Here is a 16,538-nt window from a genome sequence, read left to right on the forward strand (position 1 = left end):
GTAGATACCTGTTGTCCGTGATTTCAAACATGCCTGACCATTTGCAGGCTGACGGAATGGCTGCGTTGCATATCGGCAAACAAGTGCTCGATCTGGCGGGTTCGTTCCTGCATCGCCTGGCCATAGTTGCTGACCACTTGGGTCAGGTAGGCGCTGATTTCCTCGCTGATTGCCATGCGTACCCGCACATCGGCCAGGTGCACGGCAGCCTGGGCCTGGTGCTGGCCGCTTTTGATCTGCAGCCCGCCCTGCACCGCGACATGGCCGAACTCGGTGACGGCCTGGGCGATTTCCAGGTTGGCGGCATAACGGGCCAGCAATACCGGATCGGCACCGTTGGTGATGAAGCCGCGCAACTGGGTGAGCATCTGGGTCAGCGTGTTGCCGACCGAGCTTGCCACTTGCTTCATCGCTTGCATGGCGGCGGGCGCGGCCTGGGCGGCCACCGACGCCAGTTTCGAGGCGACGGCACTGACCATCGGCCCGATCACCTGCACCCCGACCACGGCCACCAGCGCGACGGCAGCCAGCGTCGAAACGACACCCTGGATCATGCCGGCGATCTGCGCGATTTCCTTGGCCTTGTCTTCATCGACGCCCAGCTCTATCAGCATCTTGGTATAGATCTCGGTGAACAGCTTGATGGCTTCCTGCATGACGAGGGTCAGCGGCTTCATCGCTTCGGCCATGAACGACACGCCGGTTTTGTCCTGGATCACCGAGTCGGCAATCATCACGGCCGCGCCGACCACGCCCACGGCGATGAGCACCGGGTTGGCGGTCAAGACACCGGCGGCGATGGTCGCCACGGTCAAGATCGCCCCGACGATCTTGCCGATGCAGCCCATGGTCTTTTGCAGGGCCTCGGCCTTGCGGACTTCTTCCAGGTACTTTTCCGACTCGCGCTGCATGTGCGCCTGGAGCCTGGCTTGCAGTTCCTGGAACAGCTCCTGGCTGAGCTCCTCTTTGCTTTGCGCCGACTCGCCGAGCAACTCGATGATTTTCAAGCGGTTCAATAGCGCCAGCGCACTGCTGCTGAGGGCCTGTTCGTCGGTTTGCTTGGGGGTCGAACTCGTGGCGCTGAACACCAGCACTTTGCCGAACACCACGCTCACCGTTTTCGCGCAGGCGTTGGCGACCTCGATCAGTTTCAGATGCGCATCGGTGGCGGTCTGCAGGGTCTGGACCTGGCTGGTCAAGTCGCCGCGGATCTGGTCGCGCCGGGCCAGCTCCTGGGCATATTCGGGGGACTCCGGGTCCAGCTGCGCCAGTCGCGCCTCGCTTTCTTGAAGCAACGCCTGGACATGCAGGACCCGCTCCTGCAATTGATCGAGGTGTTCCTGGCTGCTCCCGACGTTGCCCTCGGCCGCCGTCATGGCCTCGACGGCGGCGGTGTATTCAGCCGACAGGTTTTCATGGGCCTGTTGCCTGGCGCCGGCCATGCTCTGCAGCATGGCCAGGCGATTTTTCAGTTTTTTGACGTCGACCTCGCCGATCAGCTCGCTGATCATCGCCATCAACAGGGTGAACAGGTCGCCGTTGGTTTCCTGTTTGTTGCCATCGGCGCGCGGTGGCGGCGCATGTAGCATGGGCCGGCCTGTAGAGGCGGCGGATGTGCCGGTTTGACCTTCGTATTTCACTGACATCAGGTCCGCCAGCGCTTTTTGGCCGGCCTCCTGGAAGTCCGCGGTCCGAGCGGCCTTGCTGGCCGCCGCGGCGTATTTTTCAAAGGCCTCGCTGCGGCTCATCGTGCCGTGAAGTGCCGGGTTAAATGCAGCCCTTATCTCACTCATGTTCAGTCCTCCGAACAGTGCTGTTCCATGTGGGCCAGGGTGTCGAGATACACCTTGGCCTGCTCGCGCAGGTCGTCTTGCGGGGCTTGCTCAAGCACATACTCGAAACACAACCGAGCCTTGCCGACCTTGCCCAGGGCCAGATGACATTGGCCGGTGTAGAGCATCGGCCGGTAGTCGTTGCTGCCTTGGGCAAAGGCGATGGCATACAGGTCGATTGCCTTTTGGTGGTTTTGCTTGAGCTGGTGCACCGCCGCCAGTCCCATCCAGTAATGGCTGTTGTAGAAGTCGTAGATGCACAGGAAGTGAAAGAACTTCTCGGCATCGTCCAGCCGCCCCTGTTCGTAGAACTGGAAGGCGAAGGCATAGAGACTGTCCATGTGCTCGTCACTGAGGCCTTGCACGTCCTTCAACGCCGCGCCACCGAGCACCGCGTCGACGACGTCCAGGGCCACCTGCTCGTCTTGTTTGTTGTCACGACTCATCAGCCACACTCCTGAAAAAACGTCAGCGTCGCTGACCGGTGCATTGGGCCAAAACACCGATAGGCCTCGCTGCCAAATTGCGCTCATCAATCCCTTTGTGGCGAGGGAGCAAGCTCGCGCTGGGCTGTGTAGGAGCTGGCGAAGCCTGCGATCTTTTGATCTTTCGCTTGAGACTCAAGTGCCAGGGGAAAGATCGCAGCCTCGCTCCGCTCGACAGCTCCTACAGGCCCAGCGCGAGCTTGCTCCCTCGCCACAGGGGCTTTGCCTGGCTTCAGGCCTGTTCGACCTGCTCCAGCCAGATCAACAGGCGCAGCACCTCCTCGACTTCCTGCACCTGCAGAAAGCTGTAGCGCTGGTGGGTCTTGAAGATCCGTCGGGCCAAGGCGACGTCGTTGATCACCGGCACCCCGACTTCCTTGGCGTATGCCCGGACCGCCAGGGCACGCTGGTTGGTTTCCATCAGGGAAATGAACGGCAGCAGGGTGATTTCCGGGCGGAAATACACGCCGATGGCAATGTGGGTCGGGTTGGCGATGATCATCCGCGAGCTGCGCACATCGGACTTGACCTGCTCCGACAACAGCTCCATGTGCAGGTCGCGACGGCGCCCCTTGATCTGTGGGTTGCCGTCCTGCTCCTTGTGTTCACGCTTGACCGAATCCTTGTCCATCATCTGGTCTTTCATGAACAACCAGTACTCGCTGAGGGCATCGAGCACGACGATCAGCAGGACACAGGCGAGAAATGCCAGCACCAACACCAGCAACAAACGCCCCCAGATCGCGAACAACGCCGGTGCCTGGACGAACAGTTGGGCGAAGATCAATTGCCGCTGGGTGATCCAGACGACCCACAGCGCCATGGCGAAACTGCCCAGGTACAACAGCGCCTTGAGCGTGTCCTTCACCGTGCGCAGGCTGAACAGTTTTTTGAAGCCATTGATCGGGTTCAACGCACCCAGGTTTAGCTTCAAGGCTTCGCTGGCCAAGGCAAAACCGCTTTGCAGCAATGCCGGTAACGCACTGGTCAGCACGCAGACCAACAACAACGGCAGCAACGCCTTGAGGCCGATCAGCACCAGCATCACCGAATAGGCCTGCAGGTCGGCGTCAAAATCGCTGGCGATGATCCGCCGGTAGACCTCCATGACCTCGACTAACGAGCTGTTGAACACCATGTAGCTGATGCCGCAGAGGGTCAGGCAGGTGATGACCAGGTCCTTGGCCTTGAACGTCTGCCCTTTGCGCGCGGCATCGCGCAAGCGCTTGGCCGTGGGTTTCTCAGTCTTCGAGGCGCTGGATGACATCACCCTCCTCCCCGCCGCCCAGCGCCTGCGCCACACCGTCGGCCATCGTGCCCATGCGCAAGACTTCGTCCGGCAGATGCACGCCGAAGTACAGCATCAGCACCACCAACGCCACCAGGCTCTTGACCGTCAGCGACACGGAGAAGGCGTTCATCTGCGGCGCATAGCGCGAAAGCAAACCCAGCAGCGCCTCGCTGACCAGCAAGGTCGCCACCACCGGCGCACTGATGACCAGCGTCTTGCTCACCAGCGCATCCAGCAACCCCAGGACCGCCGGCAAGTGCAGCTGACAGCCGCTCACCGGTGCACACAGGCGATAACTGTGGCCAACGGTTTCGAGCATCAACAGCATCCCGCCACCGGCGAGATACACCGCCGCGGCAAACAACTGGAGAAAATTCGCCAGCTCCGAGGTGTCGACACCGTTGGCCGGATCCATGGTGCTGCTGAGCATCGCCCCGCGCTGGTTGTCGATCAGGTTGCCCATGGCGTGCAACACCCAGAACGGCCAGCCCAACAGCATTCCCAACAGCACGCCGATACTCGCCTCGCGCAGCACCAGGCCGAGGAACGCCAGGCTGTCGAGGGCGGGTGCGGGCACACCGATGTAGCGCCAGAACCCCAGCGCCACCAGAACAATCACCGCCTGACGCGCGACACCGGTGAGCACACCACTGTTGAGAAACGGCAACATGAAAAAAATCGGTGCCAGCCGCGCCACACCCAGGACCGCTGCGGCGAACCAGGCGTACAGGTCGAAAAACAACGCCACCGACATCGGCTAGCTCAACGCCAGGCGGATAACTTCACGACTGAAATCCAGCAGCGTTTCGCCGTACCAGCCCGACAGCAGGAACAGGCACGCCGCCACCGCCAACAACTTGAAACCAAACGGCAGCGTCTGTTCCTGCAACTGGGTCACGGTCTGGATCAATCCGACCACCAGGCCGACCACGGTGGCGACGATGATCGGCCAGGCCACCATCAGCAGGATCAGGTACAGGGTTTTGTTGCCGGCATAGACCAGATCGTTCATCGGTGCACCTAGGCCAGCAAGGTCAGGTATTGCTTGACCAGCCCGGTCGACAGCAGCGCCCAACCATCCAGCGCGACAAACAGCACCAGTTTGATCGGCACGGAAATGATCACCGGGCTCATCATCATCATGCCCAGCGCCAGCAGGATGCTGGAGATCACCAGGTCGACGATCACGAAGGGCAAGTACAGGTAGAAGCCAATCTTGAAGGCACTCTTGATTTCACTCAGGGCATAGGCCGGCAACAGCGCAAACAGCGAGGGCTCAAGTTCTTCATCGGCAGGCAGGCCCACGTCGGATTCATCCTGGAGCGCCTGGGCCCGCTCGAAAAACTGCGCCAGTTCCGGGTCGGTGTAGGTGCGCAGGTAATCCTTGTAACTGCCCAGGCCGTTCTCGGCGAAGTTCACCACCGACTCGACATCGGTAAAGGCCACCGCCTCGCGCTTGTAGTAGTCATGGCCCTGCTTCATGACCGGCGTCATGACGAAAATCGCCAGCATCAACGCAATCGCATTGAGCGCCATGTTCGACGGCACCTGCTGCAGGCCCAACGCGTTGCGCACGATGATGAACACAATGGAAAACTTGAGGTAGCACGTGCCCGCCGCCACCAGGAACGGCAGCAGCGACGCGAACGCCAACAGCGCGATCAGCGAGACATCATTCATCGGCGCTGGCCCGATAGACCTGGAGCAATTCGACACCCAACTGACCGTCCAACCGCACCAGCTCCCCGCGGGCCACCGGCTTGCCGTTGGCCCGCACCTCGATGTGCCGCGCCGCGTCCTCGGTCAGCGGGATCAGTTGCCCATCGATGATGCGCGACAAGGTGGCCAGGTCGGTTTCATGGCTGGGGAGCAGGAACTCCAGGCGCACCGGGAGCGCTCCCAGGTCGATCGTCGCGTCGGTTTCTGGCGGGTTATCCGCATTGGCATCGGTCACGCTCGGTTGCATGTGTAGACCCTCCTGGGTAAAGGTGAAAGTGCCAAGGCAGTAGTCGGCCAGCCAACAGCGCTGAGAACCCTGGACGATGCGCACGACATCGCCCTCTTCCAGGCGCATCCGGCTGGCGCGGCTCAGGTGGCTGACGCCGAGCATCAACTCCAGGCGCAACGGCAATTCGTCCAGCCATGAATCGACACCCACGCGCTCGCTGGCAACGGGTGTCGGCGGTAGTTGCAGCAACCACAGGCGCCCCCGTGGGGTTTCGAGCCAGGGCAGCTCGCAGGTAGGCAATCGCGCCGGGGCGACGCATTCGATGTCGGACAGCGCCCGGTACTGCAGCTCCTCCACCTCCAGCAGCAAGGGACGTGGCAGCGCCCGAAACAACTCGACGATATTCATCAACGACGTCTCCACCTTCAGTAACGATTGCAACTGTGGAAGCGCGCGATACAGCCAGTCATGGGCCGCGATCAACCCTTGCCAGTGGCCGCCGTCGCCGTGGGCGCAAAAACGCAAATAGCCGTCATGCCCTGGCACCTGGCCCAACCCCGTACCACGACCGGCCCGTCGCCAACGTTGAACCGCCTGGGCCTGGGCATGGGCATGGGCCAACGGCTCGACCCGTCGTAGCGGCAACGCGCTCATGCCGGACGCTCGACCTGCTCGTCCTGCTCCTCATCCGGCGCCTGATGCGAGCCCTGGCGCGACTGCTCGTCGCCACTGTCGGTCAGCCGCCAGGCCGGTTCCCGGGCCTGCTCGAAAGGCGCCTTGAGTTGCTCGAACACCAGGGTATTGCTGGGGCTGAGCGTCAGGCTCCGGGGGGATTCTTCGGGCACCCGGGTAATGGTTATCTGTCCACTGGCAGCCCCTCTATTGAACGGTACTTGCAGCACGCCCCAGCCCGTGTCCGGCAACGCCTCGACCATCACCTCAAGCATTGGCGGCGCTGGTGGTAGTGCCGCTGAAGGGAGGGCCGCTGGGGCAACGGCCGGCGCCTGGCGCGGGCCTTGAGCGCTCATCGGCGCCTGGGGCAACGGTTGTTCGTCGAGACGGGGTGCAGTGAAAGGCTCCACCGCCAGCGGTTCAACCAATGCCGACACCGCCGCTTTATCGACGCCAGAGACCACAGGCTCCAGGCGTTGCGGCAACGCGTATTGGGTTGACTTGCCGAACGGAGGGCCTGCCTGTGGAAAAGCCTGGGTTTCCCGGGCAACCCACCGTTTGCCAGCAGGCTCAACCCCCTCCGTATCACGGCCAAACGGCCGGGCTTCATCGCGCTCGACCGCCAGCGCCGCCTGCCCCACCTTCATCGCCTGCCTGGTCAGCGTCAGGGCGGCGTCCATCAGGGGGCGCCGAGGCAGAATCAGCGCCGTCACCAGGTCCAGCACACCTTGTGGCAGTTCATCCTCTTGCACCGGGACGAGTTGATCCAGCAGCTCATCCAGCGGACCTTCGTCGACGGGCTCCAGGGCCTGGACCGGCCCCGTGGGCACTGCAAAGACCTCGTTCATCGCCGCACTCCGATCATCTCTTCCAGCTCCCGTTCTTCGCGGCGCACCGCCTCGAGCCGTTGCCCACGCAACAGCTGTTGGACGCCGCGCGCATACTTGTCGTGTCTGCGTTGCAGCCCACGCAGTTGCTCGCGCTGCGCCTGCAACTGTTGCTCGACCTGCCGGTACTGCTGATCCACGCGGTCACGCTCGACACGCAGCAGGTCGATGCGTCGCCGGATGACCGCCTGGGTGCGCAACAGCGCCAACAACTGGCCGTGATCCAGCACACAATCATTGGCTTGATGGCTGCTCAACAAACGTTGCAGCGCCGCCTCTTGCTCCTCGACAGCGGACTGTTCCTGGCGCAGCGGCTGCAATTGACGCTGGACACGCAACACGGCCTGCTCGCCGCGTTGCCGGCGGAACAGACTGAAGGCCAGCAGGCGTCGTCGATCAAGCAATGATTTCATGCAGGCTCCGCAGGGTTTCATCTGGCTCACTGGATTGATCCGTCGGCTGGCGCAACCATTGGTCGAGGGCTTCGCGACGTTGCAGCGCGTGATCATTGGCCGCGTCCGCGCCCGGGCTGTACTCGCCCATGTCGAGAAACACCTGCAACTGTTCAAGGCGCGCCAGGGCGTCGCGAGTCGCGGCTGCCAATTGCCGAACCTCTGGCGTAGTGACCTGCGTCGCCACCCGGCTGACGCTGCGCAAGACATCGATGGCCGGGTAATGCCCCTTGGCGGCCAAGGCACGGCTCAGGTAGACGTGGCCGTCGAGAATGGAGCGAATCTCCTCGGCGATCGGATCCGGCTCGTCGTCGCTTTCCAGCAGCACGGTGTACCAGGCCGTGATGCTGCCCGACGCGGTCACGCCCGGACGTTCCAGCAGGCGCGGCAAGGCATCGAACACCGAGGCCGGATAACCCCGCCGCGCCGGTGCTTCACCGGCGGCCAAGGCCAGGTCGCGGCGCGCGCGGGCGTAGCGGGTCAACGAGTCCAGCAACAGCACCACGCGCCGGCCCTGGTCGCGAAAATACTCGGCGATGGTGGTGGCCTGCAGCGCCGAGTTGCAGCGATCCACCGAGGAAAAATCCGACGTGGCGTACACCACCACGCAACGGGAATGCTTGGGCGACTGGCGCAAATGCTCGATGAACTCGGTGACTTCGCGCCCGCGTTCGCCAATCAGGCCAATGACAAAAACCTCCGCGTCCGTGTGTTCGATCAGCATGTTGATCAAGGTGGTCTTGCCGGAACCGGCGGCGGCAAAAATGCCGATGCGCTGGCCGACGCCGCAGGTCAGCAAGCCGTCGATGACGCGAATGCCGGTGCGCAGCGGCTCCACCACCGGGCGGCGCTGCTGGTACGACGGTGGGTCGGCATCCACCGCACAATCGCGCTGGGTGACCGCCGTCGACGGCGCCAGGCGCTCGACGATAACGCCCTGGGGATCGACCACGCTGCCGAGCAAGGCGTCACTGCACGTCAACTGCAAAGTCGAGCCGGTGGGCACGATCATCGATTCCCGGGACAAGCCTTTCGCCTCGCCCAGCAAACTGAGCAGCACCGCGCCGGGCTTGAAGCCGATGACCTGCGCCCTGGCTGCGACCTGGGGCGAACGCCAATGCCGGCGCACTTCACAGATTTCGCCGACCACCACCTCACTCAGCGCCGCCTCGATCAATGGACCGCTCAAACGCAAGGGATGGGCCGCCCGTCTTTCCAGCTGGACACTCATCGTCACGGCTGCTCATCCAGCGTTTCAACAACCTGCAAAAAGATGTGCGACATGGGGCAGATCTCCTCAAAGCGTCTTGATGACATTGACCGAGACATTCTCGGAAACCTCGCCGAACGACATGACGTCCAGCTCCCGGAAACGTCCCTCGATCAGTTTCTTGATGTAGCGCCGCACGTCGACCGAACACAGCAGCACCATGTCCTTGTGGGCGATGTGCACGCTGTCCAGGCCGACACTGAGACGGTCCATCAGCTCTTCCGAGTCGGCCGGCTCCAGGTTGAGGAAATTGCCGCCCGAGGTTTGTCGGATGCCCCGGCGGACCACGTCCTCGAACTCCGCCGACAACAGCAACACCCGCAGGTCGTTGCCCTGGGCGAACTTGTTGCTGATGTAGCGAGCCATCGCGCCGCGAACGTGCTCCACCAGCGCCAGCACATCCTTTTCCCGGGAGGCCCAATGGGCGAGGGATTCGAGGATGAGCTTCATGTTGCGCACGGAGATCCGCTCGCCGATCAAGCGTTGCAGCACCTCGGCGATCTTCTGCACCGTGACGTGGCGATAGACTTCCTTGAGCAGGTCGGGGTAACGCGCTTCCATTTCGTCGAGCAACTGCTTGGTTTCCTGCACGCCGAAAAACTCCTGGATGTTGCGCGCCAGCAACGTGACCAGGCAGCGATAACACTCTTCGTCGGCAGGCCGCAGGTGATAACCCAACTGCTGCACCCGCTCCCGGTCGGTGGCCGTAACCCAGACGCCGCCCAGGCGATTGCTGTCGGTGCCGCGCACCAGGGCAAAGCCCAACGGTTCCAATTCGGGGGAGTAATCCAGCAGGCGCCAGTGATCGAAATGAATATCGAACTGCTCGGCGCGCACTTCATTGATCAGCACCGCCACTTGATGGACCGGCAGCACCTCGCTGGCCCGCAGCCGCGGTTCGGGAATGCGCAACCCGTAATCGACGAAAAACTGGCTGCGAAAGCGCGCCGCCCAACGATTCTTCTCCAACGCTTGCAGGTGCGCCGGGGGCACCAGCAGCATCAGGGCGATGGTTTCGGTCGCAACGTTGTCGACGTCATCGATCAATCCCGACGCCCCCGGCCCCGCGCCGGCCTCGACAGGTTCGCTGCGGCTTTCCCCCGATCCAGCCGGGCGCGAGGCGCGGCGATGGCGCACGAACACCACCAGCCCCAGCACCGCGGCGATCGAGAGAAATGTCGGCAGTGGAAAACCGGGCAACAGGCCCACGCCCACCGCCAGCAACGCGGTGACGCCCAGGACGAACGGGTTGCCCAGCATCTGGGTGAGCATGTTGCGCCCCAGGTTGCTGTCATCGCCGTTGACGCGGGTGACGATGAAACCGGCGCCGATGGCGATCAGCAGCGCGGGGATCTGGGCGACCAGGCCATCGCCGATGGTCAACAGGGTGTAGGTCGACAGGGCCGTGGACAGGTCCATGCCTAGTTGCCCGACGCCGATGGCCATGCCGCCGATGAAGTTGACGAAGATAATGATGATGCCGGCGATGGCATCGCCCTTGATGAATTTCATCGCCCCGTCGAAAGAACCGTACAGTTGGCTTTCACGTTCCAGCACGCTGCGTTTTTCCCGCGCCTGGGCCGCATCGATGGCGCCGGCCTTGAGGTCGCCGTCGATGCTCATTTGCTTGCCGGGCATGCCGTCCAGGGAGAAGCGCGCCGCCACTTCGGCCACCCGCTCCGAGCCTTTGGTAATCACGATGAACTGGACAATGGTGACGATGGAAAAAATCACGAAGCCCACCACCAGGCTTTCGCCGATCACGAAGTCACCGAAGGAGGCGATGATCTCGCCGGCGTCGGCCTGGCTGAGAATCAGCCGGCTGGTGCTGATCGACAGGGCCAGGCGAAACAAGGTCGTCAACAGCAGCAGCGCCGGGAACGTCGAATAGCTGAGGATGCGCTCGATGTAGAACGAGCCCATGAACACCAACAACGAGATGACGATGTTCAGGCCGATGAGAAAATCCACCAGCACCGTCGGCAGGGGGATGATCAGCATGGCGATGATCATCACCATCAAGGTCAGGATCAGCAGCTCCGGACGCGCGCCGACACTTCGCAGGAACACATTGAGCATTTCAGGCCTGGCTCCGCGACAAGATCATGGCTGACCGCCGCACTGGCGCTGTTCGATGCATTCATGGGCATAGGCGACGTCGGCCAGGCGGGTGAACTGAATGGCCAGGCGTTGTGGCGCCTCTTCATCGGCAAACAATGGCGGCGGCAATTGCAGGCTGAGCCGCCGCAGGGTTTGCAGCAACGTCGAACGCTCGCGGTGGGCACTGAGCAGCACCGGCTCGCCCAACGCCCCGAGCAGCAGCTGGTCGAGGTCGTCGGGGTAGGTCAACACGCCGAGCAGGAACACCAGCCATTCGGCCTCATGGGGGTTGTGCCGACAGATCAGTGCATCGCCGAGCACGGCGCCGATAAACAGCCCATCGGCCGAACGCAAGCGCTTCAGGTCGGTCACCCGGGTCAGCAATTGGCCGAACTCGAGGCGCGAGCAACTGGGGTCCTGGGCGCTGATGTCAGTCAGCAACGCGGCTTCGATGAAGGCCAGCACATTCATGCGCTGTGCCGGGCCATACAGGGCGATCCAGTCCTGGTAGCAACCGAGCGGGCCTTCGTCAGACTCGAGAAAATCCCGGTAGGTCTCGCGCAACAGCCCGGCCCTGACGGCCATGCTCTTGCCGAACATCCTGGCCTTGAGCGCGGCGTTGATCCCGGCGTTCATGCGTTTGGGAGAGCCTTGGGCAACCACCGTCTGCAAGAGCGTTTCGAGGCGCTGGCGGGTGTGGGTTTCCAGGTTGCGGCGGCGCAACAACGCCCGCAGCACCAGCGCCAGGTCGCTGTCATCGGGGAACAGGCGGCGCGCCATCTGCAGCAACCAGGCCACGGGCTTGTCCGCCAGCCGCGCCAGGCTCAGCACCTGCCCGGCCTTGGGCACGGTGTCGTCCTCCAGCACGCGTTCGAAGGTGTCAGTCAGGGTTTCGGACTTGAGTTCGAACAACCGTCGGGCACGGAACTGCGTCAGCGCCGCCGACAACTCGTCGCTGATCTGCACGATGCGCTGCGCCACGGCCGCCGTCGCGCTGTCGTCCAGCGTCGCCTCGGCGTCGACTTGCGGTTGTGGATGCTCGGCGGCCTTCTCGGCATTCAACCGGGCCTGGGCGGCCCGGCCGCCCATGGAAACCGGTGGCAGGATCATTGCTCGGACATCCGGAAGTACATTCGCCGCACGCGCTCGTGCTGCTCAGGGGTCAGCAACGGCATGCCCAACTCCACCGTGGCGGATTCAAGGGCGTCGCGGATCTCCTTGGGCTGGATCAGAAACACCCGCACCGTGTTGGCCGAGCGGCCCTGGCGATAGCTGAACAAACGGCCGATCCACGGAATCGACCCCAGCACCGGCACGCGGCCGATCTGCTCGCCGTGATCGTCACGGGTGAAGCCGCCCACCAGCAGGCTCTTGCCCTGTGGCACCCGCGCCACGGTACTGATACGGGTACGCCCGACCGTCGGCAACGCACTGGGCTGCTCACCCCGGCCGGGATTCTCGACTTCGTTGCCGTCCTCGATATTGAGCGACATCTCGATCTCGTCGGCCTGGGCGAAACGCGGCAGCACGTTGACCAGGGTGCCGTAGGTGATGTGCTGCAGATCGACACTGCGCTCCCCCACCAGTGGGGCGTAGAACGTGCGGTTGTTGTCGAAGATCGCCGGCACGTTTTCCTGCGTCAGGATCACCGGTCGCGAGACCACGTTCGCCCGGTGGGTACGTTCCAGCGCCATGACCTGGGTCACGAACGAGGCGCCGTCGAGGGTGGTGGCCGAGCCGGCGTTGAGCGAGGCGCTGAACTGCCCGCCAGACTTCACCGCGCCCTGCCAGTTGATGCCCAACTGGTTGAGCTCATCCTTGTGCAGGTCGATGATCCACAGCGACAACTCGACGTGGCGTTTCGGCGTGTCGAGGGCATTGACCAGGTTCTCGATGAAACGCACCTGCTCCGGCAGCCCCTTGACCAGCAGGCTGTTGGTATCCGGGTAGGCCACCACCCGAATGTTGCCGGCGGCCACCTCGCGGGCAATGATGCGTGGGGCCGTCGGGTCCTGGTCCGAAGAGGTGTTCGCCAGGCCTTCGAGGGGAAACACCGGCATCGTCCCCCGCGGTCGCGGTTCGGGGGTTTGCGCCACCGACGGCTCGACCTGTTGCTGCTCGCCGCGCAACAACGCTTCGATCACGGTGGCCAGCCCGGGGATGGTCACCTTGTCGTCGCGCAGCTCATATTGGCGGTCGCTGACGAAGGTGTTGCGCACATGGATGACGCCAATCTGTTGCTTGCCCAGCAGCAGTTCCGAGCGCTGGTTGTCCATCAACCCGGCCGCCTGCACCACCAGGTCGACGTACATCGGCGGACCCGACACATGGAACGTCCGCAGCCCGTCGTGGCGCAACGGATAACGCCCATCGTGCAAGCCCGAACGCCCGAGGAACGCCTGGAGCTTGGCGACGGTCAAGGTCTGCAACGACATCATCGCGCTCTTGATTTCCGAGGCGTCATACAGGTAGATCGCCTGGCCATCGCTGTACCAGATCAACCCCATCTGCGCGCTGACTCGCTCGAACGTCCGTTGCGGCGTGCGCAGATCGAACGTCCCGCCAATGCGCTTGGCCGCTGCGGCCTTGCTGACGATGACCGGTTTGCCCAAGGACCCGGACAACTCGCTGAAAAACGTGCGTGCGCTCTGTTCCCGGGCCTCGAAGGTATAGACATTGGCGGCCGCGGCAACGGGTGCCAGCAGCCACGCGCCGTTCAAGCAGAGGAATAACAGGACCCGGGATAACGAACGAGGGATCATCGATTCACTTGCCTGGCAGGTAGGTGATATCGGCCAGGCTGCTGGGGGTAAAACCCACCAGCTCGCGAATCTCCTTGGAGAAATGTGACGAAGAGGCGAAGCCGAACTCCAGCGCGACATCGGTCAGCGAGCCGTCCCCAAGGCTCATGTTTAGCAACGCCTGGGCCGTGCGCCAACCGCGCAAGGCCGGCTTGGCCGCGCTGCCCAGGGCCTGGTGGCAGAGCCGGCGAAAATGCGAAACCGACACGCCATAACGCTGCGCCAGCGTGGTCAGCTTTTCACTGCGAGTACCTTGCTCCAGCAAAAAACGCACGAGCCCGTAGCTCTCGTGATGCCGCAACAGGCGAGCGACAGCGTGATAGGCCACGGTGCCGTCCATCGCTTGCCCGATGTACCAGCGTTCGAGCCGTTGGGGCGAGCGGACGGTTTCGCCGGCCACCGGCAACAAGGCCCATGGCAGCGCGTCCAGCCGTTGCCCGACATCCACCAGGGCATCGCTCATATCCAGGAACGCCTGCAGCTTGACCAGCGTCGCTTCGCACACCGGGGTGACATGCAACTTGCCGCCACTGAAGCGCAGCGAATCGCTCTGCACCACCAAACCCTCCCAACCGACGGGCAGGCAGTGACTGCGGCCCAACTGTGCAGCATTGAGCTGAACCGGGGACTGGGCCACGCGCAGGTGCAGCACGCGTTCGCCCAGATCAGGCAAGGCCGTGGCGCGAATTGATTTGTCCTGCATACCGTCTCCTTTGCGACGTGGCGTTGGAAGGAACGACAGGATGAAAGACCCGACGCCGGGAATCTTGATGGAAAGGTGATGAGGGCCGGGCTGGCATATGCCTTGCACCATTACTGTTCATCGGCGCCCATGCCGATGGCCAAATGAGTGCCAGACTGATTAAAGGGACAACGGCGGCGTCTCCAGCCCGGCTCTGGCAATTGGCTCGGACACGGCGCTTTTTTTATGTGTAAAGGTGAAGCGCGATGAATGAAGTTCCAGCCAACCCCCTGGCCTGGGTCAATGGCAGCGATGCCCCGGAAAAGAGCGCGGTCAACCTCGGTTTCATGGCCTTGAGCGACTGCGCCCCAGTGGTGGTCGCCGCCACCCAGGGCTTCGCCCAACCCTACGGCCTGACCCTGAACCTCAAGCGCCAGGCATCCTGGGCCAACCTGCGGGACAAACTGGTCAGCGGTGAAATCGATGCCGCCCACAGCCTGTATGGCCTGGTCTACGCCGTGCACCTGGGCATCGGCGGGGTCGCACCGACCGACATGGCGGTGCTGATGGGGCTGAACCAGAACGGCCAGAGCATCAACCTGTCCCATGGCTTGCAGGCCCAGGGCGTGACCAGTCCTGAAGCACTGGAACGGCACGTGCACCAAACTCGCCCGAAACTGACCTTCGCCCAGACCTTCCCCACCGGCACCCACGCCATGTGGCTCTATTACTGGCTCGCCGCCCAGGGCATCCACCCCTTGTCGGACGTCGACAGCGTGGTGGTGCCGCCGCCGCAAATGATTGCGCACCTGCAAGCCGGGCGCATCGACGGCTTTTGTGTCGGCGAGCCGTGGTGCGCCAGCGCGGTGAAGCAGAACCTCGGTTTTACCCTGGCGACCACCCAGACCATCTGGCCCGACCACCCGGAAAAAGTCCTGGGCTGCACCCGGGCGTTCGTCGAGCAATACCCCAATACCGCCCGGGCCTTGGTGATGGCGATCCTCGAAGCCAGCCGCTTCATCGAACAAAACAGCGAAAACCGTCGCAGCACCGCGCAACTGTTGAGCGCCCCCGAATACCTCGACGCCCCGCTGGACTGCATCGAGCCGCGCCTGCTGGGGATCTACGCCGATGGCTTGGGCAACAGTTGGCAAGATCCCCACGCCATGCGTTTCCACGGCAATGGCGAGGTGAACCTGCCATACCTGTCCGACGGCATGTGGTTCATGACCCAGTTCCGTCGCTGGGGCCTGCTGCGCGAAGACCCGGATTACCTGGCCGTGGCCCGGGACGTCCAGCAGCTCACGTTGTACCGTGAAGCCTGTGCGGCGCTGGACATCGCGTCCCCGGGCCAGGACATGCGCAGCAGCCAACTGATCGACGGCATTACCTGGGACGGCTCGGACCCGGCCGGGTACGCCCGCAGCTTCAAACTGCACGCCTTGAGCGATGCGGCTCCCCTTCTCGCCAGCCGCTGACAGGAGCCACGACCATGCTGCGTATCCTGCTGATCAACGACACCGCGAAAAAAGTCGGCCGCCTCAAGGCCGCCCTGATTGAAGCCGGCTTCGAAGTGATCGACGAATCCGGCCTGACCATCGACCTGCCGGCGCGCGTCGAAACGGTGCGTCCGGATGTGATCCTGATCGATACCGAGTCACCCGGACGCGATGTGATGGAGCAAGTGGTGCTGGTCAGTCGTGACCAACCACGACCGATCGTCATGTTTACCGACGAGCACGACCCCAATGTGATGCGCCAGGCGATCAAGTCGGGCGTCAGTGCCTATATCGTCGAAGGCATCCACGCCGCGCGCCTGCAGCCGATCCTCGACGTGGCCATGGCCCGCTTCGAAAGCGACCAGGCCCTGCGCGCCCAACTCCTGGCCCGGGACCAGCAACTGGCCGAACGCAAGCGCATCGAACTGGCCAAGGGCATGCTGATGAAGATGAAGGACTGCAACGAAGAGCAGGCCTACACCCTGATGCGCCGCCAGGCCATGAGCCGCCAGCAGAAGCTGATCCAGGTGGCGGAGCAGATCATTGCCATGAACGAGTTGCTCGGCTGAAAGCCTTGTAGCGCCTGGCCTGGCGCTATCGCGAGCAAGCTCGCTCCCAC

At 63.2% G+C, this 16,538-nt stretch carries 16 protein-coding genes; 2 read left to right on the top strand and 14 right to left on the bottom strand.

What is annotated here, in order from left to right; genetic code table 11:
• Positions 1 to 23 precede the first annotated feature (23 nt).
• The 14 genes from sctE to AO356_RS02750 form a co-directional block, all read right to left on the bottom strand.
• Positions 24 to 1,793 (bottom strand): type III secretion system translocon subunit SctE, encoded by a 1,770-nt coding sequence (gene sctE / locus AO356_RS02685; protein ID WP_060738470.1) that lies wholly within the window; start codon positions 1,791 to 1,793, stop codon positions 24 to 26.
• Between the two features lie 2 nt (positions 1,794 to 1,795).
• On the bottom strand, positions 1,796 to 2,278 hold the full coding sequence (gene sicA / locus AO356_RS02690; RefSeq protein WP_060738471.1) for a type III secretion system translocator chaperone SicA: 483 nt from the start codon (positions 2,276 to 2,278) through the stop codon (positions 1,796 to 1,798).
• Between the two features lie 271 nt (positions 2,279 to 2,549).
• Positions 2,550 to 3,584 carry an EscU/YscU/HrcU family type III secretion system export apparatus switch protein gene (locus tag AO356_RS02695; RefSeq protein WP_060738472.1) on the bottom strand — a complete coding sequence of 345 codons (1,035 nt, stop codon included), beginning with the start codon at positions 3,582 to 3,584 and terminating at the stop codon, positions 2,550 to 2,552.
• A complete protein-coding gene (sctT, locus tag AO356_RS02700) occupies positions 3,559 to 4,362 on the bottom strand; it encodes a type III secretion system export apparatus subunit SctT (protein ID WP_060738473.1) in 804 nt (267 codons plus the stop codon). Before sctT ends, AO356_RS02695 begins: the two co-directional genes overlap by 26 nt.
• 3 nt (positions 4,363 to 4,365) lie before the next feature.
• A complete protein-coding gene (locus AO356_RS02705) occupies positions 4,366 to 4,620 on the bottom strand; it encodes an EscS/YscS/HrcS family type III secretion system export apparatus protein (protein ID WP_014337351.1) in 255 nt (84 codons plus the stop codon).
• Between the two features lie 8 nt (positions 4,621 to 4,628).
• Positions 4,629 to 5,288 carry an EscR/YscR/HrcR family type III secretion system export apparatus protein gene (locus AO356_RS02710; RefSeq protein ID WP_060738474.1) on the bottom strand — a complete coding sequence of 220 codons (660 nt, stop codon included), beginning with the start codon at positions 5,286 to 5,288 and terminating at the stop codon, positions 4,629 to 4,631.
• The gene (locus AO356_RS02715; RefSeq protein WP_060738475.1) at positions 5,281 to 6,210 is read right to left on the bottom strand and encodes a FliM/FliN family flagellar motor switch protein; all 930 of its coding nucleotides are present in this window, start codon (positions 6,208 to 6,210) and stop codon (positions 5,281 to 5,283) included. The genes AO356_RS02710 and AO356_RS02715 overlap by 8 nt, the downstream gene beginning before the upstream one ends.
• Complete coding sequence (locus AO356_RS02720) at positions 6,207 to 7,076, bottom strand: hypothetical protein (RefSeq protein ID WP_060738476.1); 870 nt, start codon at positions 7,074 to 7,076, stop codon at positions 6,207 to 6,209. The genes AO356_RS02715 and AO356_RS02720 overlap by 4 nt, the downstream gene beginning before the upstream one ends.
• Positions 7,073 to 7,528 (bottom strand): type III secretion protein, encoded by a 456-nt coding sequence (locus tag AO356_RS02725; RefSeq protein ID WP_060738477.1) that lies wholly within the window; start codon positions 7,526 to 7,528, stop codon positions 7,073 to 7,075. The genes AO356_RS02720 and AO356_RS02725 overlap by 4 nt, the downstream gene beginning before the upstream one ends.
• The gene (gene sctN / locus AO356_RS02730; protein WP_060738478.1) at positions 7,512 to 8,798 is read right to left on the bottom strand and encodes a type III secretion system ATPase SctN; all 1,287 of its coding nucleotides are present in this window, start codon (positions 8,796 to 8,798) and stop codon (positions 7,512 to 7,514) included. The genes AO356_RS02725 and sctN overlap by 17 nt, the downstream gene beginning before the upstream one ends.
• Before the next feature lie 66 nt (positions 8,799 to 8,864).
• Entirely contained in the window at positions 8,865 to 10,916 is a 2,052-nt protein-coding gene (locus AO356_RS02735) for an EscV/YscV/HrcV family type III secretion system export apparatus protein (protein ID WP_060738479.1), read from the bottom strand.
• A gap of 24 nt (positions 10,917 to 10,940) precedes the next feature.
• The gene (gene sctW, locus AO356_RS02740) at positions 10,941 to 12,047 is read right to left on the bottom strand and encodes a type III secretion system gatekeeper subunit SctW (protein ID WP_060738480.1); all 1,107 of its coding nucleotides are present in this window, start codon (positions 12,045 to 12,047) and stop codon (positions 10,941 to 10,943) included.
• Positions 12,044 to 13,699: a type III secretion system outer membrane ring subunit SctC gene (gene sctC, locus AO356_RS02745; RefSeq protein WP_060738481.1), complete on the bottom strand. Its 1,656-nt coding sequence runs from the start codon at positions 13,697 to 13,699 to the stop codon at positions 12,044 to 12,046. The genes sctW and sctC overlap by 4 nt, the downstream gene beginning before the upstream one ends.
• Positions 13,700 to 13,703: 4 nt before the next feature.
• Positions 13,704 to 14,441, bottom strand: coding sequence for a helix-turn-helix domain-containing protein (locus tag AO356_RS02750; RefSeq protein ID WP_060738482.1), 738 nt, complete (start codon positions 14,439 to 14,441; stop codon positions 13,704 to 13,706).
• A 245-nt stretch (positions 14,442 to 14,686) separates the two neighbouring features.
• On the opposite strand from AO356_RS02750, the gene AO356_RS02755 reads away from it, so the two are divergent.
• Complete coding sequence (locus AO356_RS02755) at positions 14,687 to 15,898, top strand: CmpA/NrtA family ABC transporter substrate-binding protein (protein ID WP_060738483.1); 1,212 nt, start codon at positions 14,687 to 14,689, stop codon at positions 15,896 to 15,898.
• A gap of 14 nt (positions 15,899 to 15,912) precedes the next feature.
• Positions 15,913 to 16,488, top strand: a complete 576-nt coding sequence (locus tag AO356_RS02760) for an ANTAR domain-containing response regulator (RefSeq protein WP_060738484.1) — start codon at positions 15,913 to 15,915, stop codon at positions 16,486 to 16,488.
• Positions 16,489 to 16,538: the final 50 nt, after the last annotated feature.

Source organism: Pseudomonas fluorescens, assembly GCF_001307275.1.
Lineage (GTDB): Bacteria > Pseudomonadota > Gammaproteobacteria > Pseudomonadales > Pseudomonadaceae > Aquipseudomonas > Aquipseudomonas fluorescens_AA.